Origin of the sequence: Altererythrobacter litoralis, assembly GCF_036324225.1 — a bacterium.
GTDB lineage: Bacteria > Pseudomonadota > Alphaproteobacteria > Sphingomonadales > Sphingomonadaceae > Erythrobacter > Erythrobacter litoralis_A.
The window spans coordinates 42,715-55,166 of sequence record NZ_JAZDQV010000004.1 but is presented as its reverse complement, the minus strand read 5'-3'; the positions used below and the strand labels follow the sequence as shown (position 1 = coordinate 55,166).

At 62.9% G+C, this 12,452-nt stretch carries 14 protein-coding genes; 11 read left to right on the top strand and 3 right to left on the bottom strand.

From position 1 onward, the window contains the following. Positions 1 to 11 precede the first annotated feature (11 nt). Complete coding sequence (locus tag VRS74_RS05265) at positions 12 to 1,445, bottom strand: NAD-dependent succinate-semialdehyde dehydrogenase (protein WP_354144201.1); 1,434 nt, start codon at positions 1,443 to 1,445, stop codon at positions 12 to 14. Positions 1,446 to 1,587: 142 nt separating this feature from the next. Beyond that, entirely contained in the window at positions 1,588 to 2,055 is a 468-nt protein-coding gene (locus VRS74_RS05260; RefSeq protein WP_354144200.1) for an ion channel, read from the bottom strand. Between the two features lie 63 nt (positions 2,056 to 2,118). Here VRS74_RS05260 and VRS74_RS05255 point away from each other — a divergent pair, with 63 nt between their 5' ends. After that, positions 2,119 to 2,835 (top strand): Crp/Fnr family transcriptional regulator, encoded by a 717-nt coding sequence (locus VRS74_RS05255; RefSeq protein ID WP_435521374.1) that lies wholly within the window; start codon positions 2,119 to 2,121, stop codon positions 2,833 to 2,835. Positions 2,836 to 2,853: 18 nt separating this feature from the next. On the opposite strand, the gene VRS74_RS05250 is transcribed toward VRS74_RS05255, so the two are convergent. Beyond that, positions 2,854 to 3,528, bottom strand: coding sequence for an OmpW/AlkL family protein (locus tag VRS74_RS05250; protein WP_354144198.1), 675 nt, complete (start codon positions 3,526 to 3,528; stop codon positions 2,854 to 2,856). A 201-nt stretch (positions 3,529 to 3,729) separates the two neighbouring features. Between VRS74_RS05250 and VRS74_RS05245 the strand changes: the two genes are divergently transcribed. Genes VRS74_RS05245 through VRS74_RS05200 form a run of 10 tightly spaced genes read left to right on the top strand, consistent with a single transcriptional unit; the run spans position 3,730 to position 12,434 of the window. After that, entirely contained in the window at positions 3,730 to 4,446 is a 717-nt protein-coding gene (locus VRS74_RS05245) for a helix-turn-helix domain-containing protein (RefSeq protein ID WP_354144197.1), read from the top strand. Between the two features lie 18 nt (positions 4,447 to 4,464). Next, entirely contained in the window at positions 4,465 to 6,120 is a 1,656-nt protein-coding gene (gene ccoN, locus VRS74_RS05240) for a cytochrome-c oxidase, cbb3-type subunit I (RefSeq protein WP_354144196.1), read from the top strand. A gap of 11 nt (positions 6,121 to 6,131) precedes the next feature. After that, complete coding sequence (gene ccoO / locus VRS74_RS05235) at positions 6,132 to 6,893, top strand: cytochrome-c oxidase, cbb3-type subunit II (protein WP_354144195.1); 762 nt, start codon at positions 6,132 to 6,134, stop codon at positions 6,891 to 6,893. Next, positions 6,890 to 7,054 carry a cbb3-type cytochrome oxidase subunit 3 gene (locus VRS74_RS05230; RefSeq protein ID WP_354144194.1) on the top strand — a complete coding sequence of 55 codons (165 nt, stop codon included), beginning with the start codon at positions 6,890 to 6,892 and terminating at the stop codon, positions 7,052 to 7,054. The genes ccoO and VRS74_RS05230 overlap by 4 nt, the downstream gene beginning before the upstream one ends. After that, positions 7,044 to 7,964, top strand: coding sequence for a cytochrome-c oxidase, cbb3-type subunit III (gene ccoP, locus VRS74_RS05225; RefSeq protein ID WP_354144193.1), 921 nt, complete (start codon positions 7,044 to 7,046; stop codon positions 7,962 to 7,964). The genes VRS74_RS05230 and ccoP overlap by 11 nt, the downstream gene beginning before the upstream one ends. Next, a complete protein-coding gene (gene ccoG / locus VRS74_RS05220; RefSeq protein ID WP_354144192.1) occupies positions 7,951 to 9,489 on the top strand; it encodes a cytochrome c oxidase accessory protein CcoG in 1,539 nt (512 codons plus the stop codon). The genes ccoP and ccoG overlap by 14 nt, the downstream gene beginning before the upstream one ends. Then, positions 9,489 to 9,950: a FixH family protein gene (locus tag VRS74_RS05215; RefSeq protein ID WP_354144191.1), complete on the top strand. Its 462-nt coding sequence runs from the start codon at positions 9,489 to 9,491 to the stop codon at positions 9,948 to 9,950. The genes ccoG and VRS74_RS05215 overlap by 1 nt, the downstream gene beginning before the upstream one ends. Further along, complete coding sequence (locus VRS74_RS05210) at positions 9,947 to 12,070, top strand: heavy metal translocating P-type ATPase (protein WP_354144190.1); 2,124 nt, start codon at positions 9,947 to 9,949, stop codon at positions 12,068 to 12,070. The genes VRS74_RS05215 and VRS74_RS05210 overlap by 4 nt, the downstream gene beginning before the upstream one ends. Next, positions 12,067 to 12,225 carry a cbb3-type cytochrome oxidase assembly protein CcoS gene (ccoS, locus tag VRS74_RS05205; RefSeq protein WP_354144189.1) on the top strand — a complete coding sequence of 53 codons (159 nt, stop codon included), beginning with the start codon at positions 12,067 to 12,069 and terminating at the stop codon, positions 12,223 to 12,225. The genes VRS74_RS05210 and ccoS overlap by 4 nt, the downstream gene beginning before the upstream one ends. Continuing rightward, complete coding sequence (locus VRS74_RS05200; protein WP_354144188.1) at positions 12,219 to 12,434, top strand: hypothetical protein; 216 nt, start codon at positions 12,219 to 12,221, stop codon at positions 12,432 to 12,434. The genes ccoS and VRS74_RS05200 overlap by 7 nt, the downstream gene beginning before the upstream one ends. Positions 12,435 to 12,452 lie beyond the last annotated feature (18 nt).

Here is a 12,452-nt window from a genome sequence, read left to right as displayed (position 1 = left end):
TGTCGGCTCCCTCACGCGGTTTCGTGGACGGTCTTCGAGACCATGCAGGCGGTGACGCCCTCTGCGCCATCCTCGAGACCATAGCCCGACCATTTGATCCCGCCGAACGGCGCGTCGGCCGCGCTCACCGTGCCGCTGTTGATCGCGATCATGCCTGCCTCGATTTCGTTCGCGAGCCGCATGCGGCGCTTGGCGTCCTGCGTCCAGGCATAGGCGGCAAGGCCATAGGGCAGGCGGTTGGCTTCCTCGAGCATGGCCGCTTCGCCCTTCATGGGATTGATAAGCGCGATCGGGCCGAACGGCTCTTCGTTCATGATCGTCGCATCCAACGGCACTTCGCTCAGCACGGTCGGCTCGTGGAAGAATCCCTGGTTGCCGATGCGGTTGCCGCCTGCGCCCAGCTTGGCGCCCTTGTCGAGCGCATCGGCAAGCTTGGCCTGAATGCCGTCCAGGCCGCGCTGGCTCGCCATCGGCCCCATTTGCGTGTCCGCATCCATCCCGTTACCGACCTTCACCGCCTTCGCGCGCTCAATGAAGCCGTCACGGAAACGCTCGAACACGTCCTCCTCTACCAGGAAGCGCGTCGGGCTGACGCAGACCTGCCCGGCATTGCGGTATTTGTTGCCCGCCATGGTATCGAGTGCCTTGTCGACGTCGGCATCGTTGAAGATCAGCACCGGGCCGTGCCCGCCCAGTTCCATCGTGGTGCGCTTCATGTCTTCTGCTGCGAGCTTGGCGAGGTGTTTGCCCACCGCGGTCGAGCCGGTGAAAGTGACCTTGCGGATGATCGGGCTCGCCAGAAGGTGGCGGCTGATCTCGTCGGGGACGCCGAACACGCATTGCAGTACATCGCCCGGAACGCCTGCGTCGAGCAGTGCCTGGACGATGCCGAGTCCGCCAGCAGGTGTCTCTTCCGACGGCTTGACGATAACCGGGCAGCCGGCAACAAGCGGGCCGCCAACCTTGCGCATTACGTTCAGCGCGGGGAAATTCCATGCCGAAAAGCCTGCCACGGGGCCAACCGGCTCATGCCGTACCTCGACGCGCTGGCCATCGGGGCGCACCAGCGTGCGGCCATAGAGCCGCTTGCATTCGCCCGCGTAGAATTCCAACAGCATGGCGCAATAGATCGTCTCGCCCACCGCTTCCTTGAACGGTTTTCCCTGTTCGCGCGTGATTGCCGCACCGATCACCGATGCGCGTTCGCGGATCAGTGCCGCGCCTTTGCGCAACACAGCCTCGCGCTCGTCGGCCGAGGTGGCGCGCCAGCGCCGGAAGCCGTTCGCTGCCGCTTCGAGCGAGGCATCGAGATCGGCAGCGGTTGCCTTGGGAAGCGCGGCGATCGGCTCGCCCGTCGCAGGGTCGAGCACATCGATAGTTTCGCGGCTCGCTGTGCCGATTTGCTCGCCTTCAACCAGCAGGTGAAGTTCGGGATAGTTGCTCACATTGCCTCCTTCGACTCTTGCCGCCTTCCTTACCAGTCGCGCGCGGCAGGTCCATGCCTTGGCTCGCCGCGTTGCCGAAATGCACGCTGCAGAAGTGTCAGGGGGACCAGATTCACTGGAAGGGCGCTTGCGCGCGGCTTGCCTACTTTTTCTTGTGCTTGCGCGAATTGTTCCAGCCGTCGAGATGCCAGAACTTTTCCATGTAGAGATAGGTCATCGAAGCCGTCCAGCCGACCATCACCAGTCCGTTGAGCGCTTCCGTTCCGCTGATCACCCGAAGTTCGCCGGTGGGAACGAGGTCGCCGATCCCGAGCGTGGTATAGCTGGTGATCGAGAAATAGAATGCGTCTTCGAGATTGTGGCCCCTGTCACCGTCGATGGTCCCGAAACCTCCAATATCCTCGAGGAACAGGAAGGTGATCGCATAGAGCAGCACATGCAGCAGGTGCGATGCGAGTGCCGCCGTAAGGATGATGATGATCCGCATGCGCCCGGGGATGCGGAGATGAGTAAGCCGCAGCGAGGTTACTCTCAAAACCTCGTAGTGAATCGCGATCGTGGCCGCGATAAGGAACAGAGCGATCAGAGCGGTTGCATGGAGAGCTTGCATCGCAAGACGCGCGGAAAAGGGCAAGCTGTTTGATCAATCGCAAGACTGGGTTATGGGACCCCTATGGATGTGTTGAAAAGCGCTGCGCCCTCGAACTTCTGCGATACCTGCACGGTGCGCAACCGGGCGATCTGCTCGGATCTGACCCGTGACGAGTTGAATGCGCTCAACGGCATCGGTCGCCAGCGCAAGCTGCGCGCAGGCGAACAGTTGATCTGGGAAGGCGACGAAGCCGTTCTGGTCGCGAATGTGATCGACGGGCTGTTGAAGCTTTCAAGCCAGACTTCGGATGGGCGCGAGCAGATTCTCGGTATCGCCTACCCGTCGGATTTCCTCGGTCGGCCCTTCGGCGGCTCGACCCCATATGGCGTCGAAGCCCTGACGGAGGCGCAAGTCTGCGTGTTCGAGCGCCGCGACTTCGACCGTTTCGCGCGCGAACACCCGCGCCTCGAGCACAAGCTGCTGGAACGAACGTTGTCGGAACTCGACCGTACGCGCAAATGGATGCTCCTGCTGGGGCGCATGAATGCCGAGCAGAAGATCGCCAGCTTCCTGTTGCAGGTCGCCGATCGCGCCGGAGACAGCGATACGGGCGAGGAAGATCGCGTCACCTTCGACCTGCAACTCTCTCGCCAGCAGATCGCCGATGTCCTGGGACTGACGATCGAAACGGTCAGCCGGCAGATGACGCGCATGAAATCGCAAGGGCTGATCGACCTGCCCTCGCGCAGGACGGTCACGATCCTCGACCGCTATGCGCTCGAGGATCGTGCCGAATAATTGTGACGGCGCTTCGCGTCAGAACGTGAAGCTCACACCCGCGCTCAGCACCCAGGGATCGAGCTTGTGCTCGGTCTGGATTACTGTGGTGCTGCCGGCACGCCAGGTAGCAGTCGTGTCGACGAAATAGCGCTTGGCGTCGAGGCTCAGGCCAAAGCCCTTGTCCGACAGCGGAATGTCGATGCCGGCCTGAAGGACGAAGCCAAACTCGTTCGAAAGATCGGTATCGGTCACATTGAACGGAGCGGGCGTAGTGGCCGCGCCGGGCTTGTCGCTCACCCACAGGAAGTAGGTTGCCCCGGCCCCGACATAGGGCTTCGCACCGCCGGCATCGAAATGATACTTGGCGGTGAAGGTCGCCGGAATGACCCGCGCGTTCGAGACAAGCTCTGCGCCCGGCAGCCCGGTCGTGCCGTCGACATCGTGCTGCGTCATGCAGCAGATGGTTTCGACCGAGAAATTGTTCGTGAAGAAATATTCGATCGCGACAGTTGGCACGACATTGTCATTGGCCGCGGTCTGGGTGCCGCTGGGAAGGCCCGGATCGACCTTTACGTCAGTGATCTTGCCGTCAGGCAGTACTGCAGTGCCGAGCAGCTTGACCTGGATGTCGCCCGTGCGATCGTCCTGCGCCATGGCGGGGCTGGACAGCACTGCCAGCGCGGCGGTGGAAGCAATCAGTAGGATCTTCATCTGTCATATTCCTCAGCTGCAGCGGCCACCCCTTGCGGCCCAGGATTTTTGCAGCTTGGGCGAACCAATAGTTCCACCGGCAAGCTTCATTCATTGATCCTGATCAAAGACTGATCGCCCGTATTGAAGCACAAACGCTCAAGTCACCTGAGCGGAGTGCCCGTGCCAATTTCATCCTTCGAGAGGTTTCGCCGGTCGATTTTGTCGCGCAGCCAATCGCGCGACCTTCCGTCTCGTCTTTCCGAGATGGGCGAATTCCGCCGCGCGACTCGCGGCCACGAAATTGTGCTCGACTCACGCACCGACCAACTTGTGTTCCTGGCCGATGGCGCGACAAAGCTGGTGGTCCAGTTGCCCGACGGTAGCGAGCAAGTGCTCGCATTCCATTTTACAGGGGACATGGTCCATGTTCCCCACCGGCCCGGTGACCGGCTGCAACTGGTCGCGCTTGACGATTGTCGCGCAATTACGTTTCCTACCAATGCGTTCCTCGATGCTGCCGAGGGAGAACCTGAGGTCTTGCGCACCATGCTCACCCGGGCCCTGCTGGCGCTGCAGCGCAGTCGCAACAAGGCCATCCGGCTCGGTCGCAAGGCCGCGCAAGAACGCATCGCGGACTTCCTGCTGGCGATGGCCGAGCGCATCGGCATTCCCGACGGCACCGACATACGGATCGACCTGCCCATGTCGCGCCGCGATATCGGCAACAGCCTTGGGCTGACGATTGAAACCGTCAGCCGCCAGTTCACCGAACTGCGCGACAGTCACATGATCGCGACTTCGGGCCGTTCGCTTGTCTGGCTGCATGATCTGGAAGGGCTCGCAGTGCGAGCAGGCCAGGTCGCAGCGCAGAAAGTCGATCCTGAAAATTGCGCAATATCAAACAAAGACCTAGCGTCACCGACTATGGTCGGGTGAGTAACGGGGGTTGAACCAATGCAAGCTGTACTAGGCCGTATCGGCATCTGGTCCGTCGTCCTGCTAGCCGCGATCGCTGCGATTGTGGGGGCCAAGGACGCGGCATTTGCCGTTCACATGACGATCGTCGCGATCGTCGCCTTCATCCTGATCGTGGTGACCGCAAGGCAATACGATCCGCTGGCGAAGGCGCAGAGCATCTTCCGCATGCCGGAAGGGCCGTCGCGCTATGACGATGACACGATCCGCTGGGGCGTCATCGCGACCATATTCTGGGGCATGGCCGGTTTCCTGGTCGGCGTATTCATCGCGCTGCAGCTGGTCTTCCCGCAGCTCAACCTCGAACCCTGGTTCAATTTCGGGCGCTTACGTCCGCTGCATACGTCGGCGGTGATCTTCGCCTTCGGCGGCAACGCCCTGATCGCGACGAGTTTCTATGTCGTGCAGCGCACCTGCCGCGCCACGCTGGCCTTCCCCTCGCTCGCCCGTTTCGTGTTCTGGGGCTACCAGCTGTTCATCGTGCTGGCGGCGACCGGGTACCTACTCGGGGTGACCCAGTCGAAGGAATATGCCGAACCCGAATGGTATGTCGACCTGTGGTTGACGCTGGTCTGGGTGGCCTATTTCATCGTCTTCGTCGGCACGATCGTGAAGCGCCATGAGCCGCACATCTATGTGGCGAACTGGTTCTACCTTGCCTTCATCATCACCATCGCCATGCTGCACATCGTCAACAATCTGGCGATGCCGGTCAGCCTTCTGGGCTCGCGCAGCTACAGCGCCTTTGCCGGGGTACAGGATGCCCTGACTCAGTGGTGGTACGGCCACAACGCCGTGGGCTTCTTCCTCACCGCCGGCTTCCTGGCGATGATGTATTACTTCGTGCCCAAGCAGGCGCAGCGGCCGGTCTATTCCTATCGGCTGTCGATCATCCACTTCTGGAGCCTGATCTTCCTCTACATCTGGGCCGGTCCGCACCACTTGCACTACACCGCCCTGCCCGACTGGGCGCAGACGCTCGGCATGGTGTTCTCGATCATGCTGTGGATGCCCAGCTGGGGTGGCATGATCAACGGCCTGATGACGCTCAACGGCGCGTGGGACAAGGTTCGCACCGATCCGATCATCCGCATGATGGTGATGGCGCTGGCCTTCTACGGCATGAGCACGTTCGAAGGCCCGATGATGAGCATCAAGGCCGTTAACAGCCTGTCGCACTATACCGACTGGACCATCGGCCATGTCCATTCCGGCGCGCTGGGTTGGAACGGCATGATCACCTTCGCCTGCATCTACTTCCTCGTCCCGCGGCTGTGGCAGCGTGAACGGATGTATTCGCTGCGAATGATCAACTGGCACTTCTGGCTCGCGAGCGCAGGCATCGTGTTCTACGCGGCCAGCATGTGGGTGGCGGGCATCACCCAGGGCCTGATGTGGCGCGAATACGGCGCTGACGGCTATCTGGTGAACAGCTTTGCCGACACGGTTGCAGCGCTGAAGCCGATGTACAGCCTGCGCGTCTTCGGCGGCCTGCTCTACTTCGCCGGTGCTGCAGTGCTCGTCTACAATGTCTGGATGACGCTGCTCGGCAAGGTCCGCGACGAAGCACCGATGGCGGTGACGCCGCATGACGAGAACGCCGACCGTCCTGTTAACGCAGTTCCGGCTGAATAGGAGCGCGATCCATGAGCAATAAGAACGAACAAGTCTCGACGCGCCACCAGAAGCTGGAGCGAAACGTCACTCTGATGGCAGTCGCCACTCTGGTGACGGTCGCGATCGGCGGGCTGGTGCAGATCACACCCCTATTCTACCTCGACAATACGATCGAGAAGGTCGAGGGCGTGCGTCCCTACACCCCGCTGGAACAGGCCGGGCGCGACATCTACATCCGCGAAGGCTGTTATGTCTGCCATAGCCAGATGATCCGCCCGTTCCGTGACGAGGTTGAGCGCTACGGCTTCTACAGCCTTGCTGCGGAAAGCATGTACGACCACCCCTTCCAATGGGGTTCGAAGCGCACCGGTCCGGACCTGGCGCGTGTCGGCGGGCGTTATTCGGACTCCTGGCACGTCCAGCACCTTACCGACCCGCAAAGCGTGGTGCCGGAAAGCGTGATGCCGCAGTACGGCTTCCTGGCGGAGAATACGCTCAAGGTCGCCGATCCGTCGGCCATGCTGACCGCACTCAGCCGCGTCGGCGTCCCGTACTCGGAAACGGACATCGAAAAGGCAGCTTCGGACATGATCGCGCAGGCCGATCCCGATGCCGATCCGGGTGACTTGGCGACACGCTATCCCAAGGCGCAAATCCGCGACTTCGACGGCGATCCCACGCGCGTCACCGAAATGGATGCGCTGGTCGCCTATCTCCAAATGCTCGGAACGCTGGTCGATGTGAACAGCGCCGCTGCGCAGCAGGAACTGGCCGAGGAGAAAGGCCGATGAGCGACTACAACACCTGGCGCCATTTTGCCGACAGCTATGGCCTGCTGACCATGATGGTCCTGTTCCTGGTGCTGTGCGCATGGCTGTTCCGCCCGGGAGCGAAACACCGCAACGATGAAGCCGCCCACTCGATCCTGAAGGACCATGACGATGGCGAATGATCCGAACACGCCGAACCGCATCGATGAGCCAACCGGCACCGAATTCGTCGGCCACGAATGGGACGGCATCGAAGAGCTCAACACTCCGCTGCCGCGCTGGTGGCTGTGGACTTTCTACGCGACGGTCGCGTGGGCGGTCGCCTATTCGGTAGCCTATCCAGCCTGGCCGATGCTGAGCCAGGCTACCGAAGGCATGATCGGCTGGACCAGCCGGGGACAGCTGGCCGACGAACTTGCCAAGGCAGAGGAAGATCGCAGCGCCGTTCGCGCGCAGATCGCAGCGATCCCGACTGCTGAGCTGGCCGCTAACCCCGAACTGCTGCGGCAAGCTGCTGCCGGTGGCGCGGCCGCCTTCAAGGTCAATTGCGTGCAGTGTCACGGCTCGGGCGCAGCCGGATCGGCTGGCTACCCCAACCTCAACGATGACGATTGGCTATGGGGCGGCGATCTGGAAACGATTGAGTTCACCATCCGCCATGGCATCCGCTGGGAAGGCGACCAACAGACCCATACGAGCCTGATGCCTGCTTTTGCGGGAATGTTCAGCGACGCGCAGGTCAACGGCCTTGTCGGGCATGTCCTCTCGCTCAGCGGGCAAGGCCAGTCGAATGCAGCCGGGGCACAACTCTACGCGGACAATTGCCTGGCCTGCCATGGCCCGGATGGCGGCGGCGACCGTGCCTTTGGCGCACCTGCGCTCAATGACGCGATCTGGCTCTATGGCAGCACCGCCTCGGAAATTCGTTCGCAGGTCCTGAACCCGCGCCATGGCGTGATGCCGGCCTGGCAAGGTCGCCTCGATCCGGTTACGATCAAGATGTTGGCTGCCTACGTCCATTCGCTGGGCGGCGGCGAGGCGACACCGGAGGCTGCGGCTGGGCCCGCGGCAGAGGGCGATGAACAACCCTGACGACCAACCTGCCAATCCCGGCGCTGGCCAGCGCTGGGAAAAGGCTGTGACCGGAGCGGGAGCGCCAAAGGCGGCGGGACGCAAACCCGCTCCGCCACCCGCTCCCGAACCGCTCTACGAGAAGCACCAGACCGTCCACAACCAGCGGATCAACGGGCCGTTCCGTCGCTTCAAGTGGTTCGTGATGCTGGTGACCTTGGCGATCTACTACGTCACGCCATGGATCCGCTGGGACCGTGGACCCTATGCCCCGGACCAGGCCGTGCTGGTCGATCTCGCCAACCGCCGTTTCTACATGTTCGGAATCGAGATCTGGCCGCACGAATTCTATTTCGTCGCCGGGCTGCTGATCATGGCCGGTATCGGCCTGTTCCTCGTCACTAGCGCCGTGGGACGGGCTTGGTGCGGCTATGCCTGCCCGCAAACCGTGTGGACCGATTTGTTCCAGCATGTCGACCGACTGGTGGACGGCGATAGGAATGCGCGCGCGCGGCTGGACAAGGCGCCTTGGACCGCGTCCAAGCTCGCGCGCCGGCTGTTCAAATGGTTGATCTATCTCGCGATCGCATTTGCCACCGGCGGCGCATGGATTCTCTATTTCGCCGACGCGCCTACCCTGTTCCGCGAATTCTTCACGCTTCAGGCAGCCCCGGTCGCCTACGCAACGGTCGGCGTGCTGACCGCGACCACCTTCACGCTGGGCGGTTTCATGCGCGAACAGGTCTGCATCTATATGTGCCCCTGGCCTCGCATCCAGACCGCAATGCTCGATGAGAAGTCGCTGATCGTTACCTACAAGGACTGGCGCGGTGAACCGCGCGGTAGCGTGAAAAAGGCAGAAAAGAAGCCTGGAGCCTATGGCGACTGCATCGACTGCCTGCAATGCGTGGCGGTTTGCCCCACGGGCATCGATATCCGCGAAGGGCCGCAGATCGACTGTATCACTTGCGCGCTATGCATCGACGCCTGCGACCGGGTGATGAAGGATATCGGCCGCCCGCGCGGCCTGATCGATTACGCCACGCTGGAAGATTGCGAGGCCGAACGGGCCGGCGAACCACCGCGTTCGGCCTGGAAGGCGCTGATGCATCCCCGCACGCTCATCTATTCCGGCATCTGGGGCGGCATCGGCATCGCCCTGCTGTTCGCATTGGGCGTGCGCAACCATACCGACTTGACCGTATCGCCGGATCGCAACCCGCCGTTCATGCTGCTGCGCGATGGATCGGTGCGCAATGCCTACACGCTCAAGCTGCGCAATATGGAAAGCCGACCGCGCGACATGGAAATCGCGCTTGATGGTCTTCCCGGCGCGGTGCTCTGGACCGACACGATTGCGCAGACCGATGCGGCGCGCAGCCATGTGCTGGAAGTGGGGCCGGACCAGACGCGCACCGTGCGCGCCTATGTTGCGGCGCCTTCGGGAACGGCTCGCCAGAACTTCTCCTTTGTCCTCACCTCGCGCGATGAACAGGCCGAGCAGGACAGCTCCGAAACGCTGTTCAACGCGCCCGGAGGCGAATGATGGCCAGGAAATCAACCCAAGGCGAATTTACCGGTCGCCACATGCTGGCCGTGATGGTCACCGGCTTCGGAATCGTCATGGCGGTAAATTTCTTCATGGCGGGGCTTGCGACCAGCGGCTTCGGCGGGCTGATCGTCGACAATACCTATGTCGCGAGCCAGAAGTTCAATGGCTGGCTGCACGAAGCCGAACGGCAGCGCGCACTGGGTTGGGAAGCCCAGGCGACGCGCGGGAAAGACGGACGCCTGCTGGTCGAAACGGCAGGAGTTCCGGAAGACGCCAAGGTCCGCGCCTTCCTGCGCCGCCCGCTTGGCGAATTGGAGCCGACCGAAATCGAACTGCAGCAGGTAAACCCGACTGACTTCAACTCGCCCGAGCCGCTGCATCCCGGTCGCTGGATCGTCCGGCTCGAAATCGACGCCGCCGGGCAAGCCTGGCGCGAGGAACAGCAATTGCCGTGAACGCGCCGCACTCCTTTCCTGAGGCCGACAGGGGCGAACTTGTCGACAGCCGCTTTACGGTGCCCGGAATGCGCTGCGCGGGGTGCATTGCCAAGCTCGAACGCGAGCTCCCGAAGGTGGAAGGCATCGCAGAGGCGCGCGTGAACTTCTCCGCGAAGCGGGTCGCCCTCCGCCATGATCCCGATCTGGCCGAAGAACAGCTGATAGAAGCGATCGAGGCCCTCGGTTTCGAAGTGCAGCGCCTTGAGGACAATCCGCTGGGGCGTGACGACGCAGACCGCCGAATGCTGCTGCGCGCGACCGCTGTGGCCGGCTTCGGCATGATGAACGTCATGCTTCTGTCGGTCAGCGTATGGTCCGGCGCTGGCGGCGTAACCAAGCAGCTGTTTCACTGGCTCTCCGCAATTATCGCTATCCCGGTGATCGCCTATTCCGGCAGGCCCTTCTTTGCTTCCGCCTGGATGGCGCTGCGCCATGGCCGCACCAATATGGACGTGCCGATCTCGATCGGTGTGCTGCTCGCGACTGCGCTGAGCTTCTACGAGACCGCCACCGGCGGTGTGCATGCCTATTTCGACAGTGCAGTCATGCTGCTGTTCTTCCTGCTGTGCGGGCGCGCGCTCGACGCGATGATGCGCGGCCGGACACGCGCGGGGATCGATTCCCTGCTGGGACGCATGGGCAAGAGCGCGACGGTGCTGGCCGAAGATGGCAGTACCAGCCGGGTATCGGCGGAAGATATCCGCCCGGGCATGGTGATGCTGGTCGCGGCGGGTGAAGCGCTGGCAGCGGATGGCGAAGTGATCGACGGATCGAGCGCGATCGACAATTCGATGCTGACCGGTGAAAGCCGGCTCGAGCCGGTTGGGTTGGGTGCCGAGGTTCACGCCGGGACAATCAACGTGATGGCGCCGATCCGGGTACGCGCAACTGCAGTGGCGAACGATACCAGGATCGCCGAGATCGCGCGGCTGATGGACGAGGCCGGCCAGTCGCGCAGCCGCTATGTCCGCATCGCCGACCGCGCATCGCGCACCTATGCGCCTGCAGTGCACACGCTGGCACTGCTCGCCTTCATTGGCTGGATGCTGGCAGGCGTCGGCTGGCACCAGTCGCTGCTGATCGCGATCGCGGTTTTGATCATCACCTGCCCTTGCGCGCTGGGCTTGGCGGTACCGGCAGCGCAAGTCGTCGCCAGCAACACGCTGATCAAGCAGGGCCTGCTGGTGAAGGACGGGACCGCGCTCGAACGCTTGGCAGAGGTCGATTGCGTGCGCTTCGACAAGACCGGCACACTGACGCTGGGCGAACCGCGCCCCGACCTGAGCACCTTGGACGATGAAGCAAAGCCGATTGCCCTCGGCCTCGCGCAGAACAGCCGCCATCCCTTGAGCAAGGGGCTGGCGAAGGCACTGCTCGCGCAGGGCGTCATCCCCGCCTCTCTCACCGATGTGACCGAGCGCCCGGGTGAAGGCATTTTCGCAATGTCCGGCACGACGCCGGTAGCGCTCGCCCGCGCATCCGAGACGTCGGAACATCCGATGAGCGAAATTCGCATCGGAGACCGGCGCCAACTGATCCATTTCGCCGATCCTCTGCGTGAGGACATTGCGGAAACCTTGCACGAGCTGGAGGCACTGGGGCTCGAAACCGAACTCCTGTCGGGCGACCGCAAGGATGCTGTCGAGGCTGTCGGAAAGAAGTTCGGCCTAGCCAGCTCGGCAGGATTGTCTCCGGCGGACAAGCTCGACCTGCTCAACGGGCTCAAGTCGCAAGGGTGCCATCCGCTAATGGTGGGTGACGGGCTCAATGACGGCCCTGCCCTCGCCGCTGCACATGCCGCCATCGCGCCGGGCACCGCGAGCGACGCCAGCCAGCAAGCGGCCGATGCGGTCTTCATTGGCGAGCGGTTGATTCCGGTCGCCAAGGCGGTGCAGGTGGCCAAGGCGACAATGCGGGTCGTGCGGCAGAATTTCGTGCTTGCAATCGGCTATAACGTCCTTGCCGTACCGCTGGCTCTGGCCGGGCTTGTCACCCCCCTGATCGCGGCGATCGCCATGTCGATCAGTTCCGTGATCGTGGTCGGCAATTCGCTGCGCCTGGCAGGAGCGGCGAAATGAACGGGTTGATCCTGCTGATCCCATTGGCGCTCGGCATGGGCGCGATTGGGCTCGCGATGTTCTTCTGGGCGATGCGCGACGGCCAGTTCGAAGACCTCGACGGAGCGGCGCAGCGCATCCTGATCGACGATGACGAAGAGGATGGACAGTGCTGATCGCGCGCCTGGCTGCACTGGCGCTGGTCGCGGCATCGCTGCCCGCGCCGCCCGCGCAAGCCGATGGCCCGGCCATCACTGCGCGGCTCTGCACTGGCGGCACCATCACGATCCCGCTTGGCGACGAACCCGCACCGCTGCCCGAGCCCTGCCCGCTCACGGCGTGTCATGCGGGCAGCTGCCGAAAGCAATTTGACCGATCGCAATGACCTGAAGCGTCCACAGCG

What these genes read in the sequence shown, in the direction of transcription:
- ccoG (WP_354144192.1), top strand. Translation starts at nt 7,951, where the DNA reads ATGAACAACCCTGACGACCAACCTGCCAATCCCGGCGCTGGCCAGCGC.
- VRS74_RS05215 (WP_354144191.1), top strand. Translation starts at nt 9,489, where the DNA reads ATGGCCAGGAAATCAACCCAAGGCGAATTTACCGGTCGCCACATGCTG.
- VRS74_RS05250 (WP_354144198.1), bottom strand. Translation starts at nt 3,528, where the DNA reads ATGAAGATCCTACTGATTGCTTCCACCGCCGCGCTGGCAGTGCTGTCC.
- VRS74_RS05260 (WP_354144200.1), bottom strand. Translation starts at nt 2,055, where the DNA reads ATGCAAGCTCTCCATGCAACCGCTCTGATCGCTCTGTTCCTTATCGCG.
- ccoP (WP_354144193.1), top strand. Translation starts at nt 7,044, where the DNA reads ATGGCGAATGATCCGAACACGCCGAACCGCATCGATGAGCCAACCGGC.
- ccoO (WP_354144195.1), top strand. Translation starts at nt 6,132, where the DNA reads ATGAGCAATAAGAACGAACAAGTCTCGACGCGCCACCAGAAGCTGGAG.
- ccoN (WP_354144196.1), top strand. Translation starts at nt 4,465, where the DNA reads ATGCAAGCTGTACTAGGCCGTATCGGCATCTGGTCCGTCGTCCTGCTA.
- VRS74_RS05230 (WP_354144194.1), top strand. Translation starts at nt 6,890, where the DNA reads ATGAGCGACTACAACACCTGGCGCCATTTTGCCGACAGCTATGGCCTG.
- VRS74_RS05255 (WP_435521374.1), top strand. Translation starts at nt 2,119, where the DNA reads ATGGATGTGTTGAAAAGCGCTGCGCCCTCGAACTTCTGCGATACCTGC.
- ccoS (WP_354144189.1), top strand. Translation starts at nt 12,067, where the DNA reads ATGAACGGGTTGATCCTGCTGATCCCATTGGCGCTCGGCATGGGCGCG.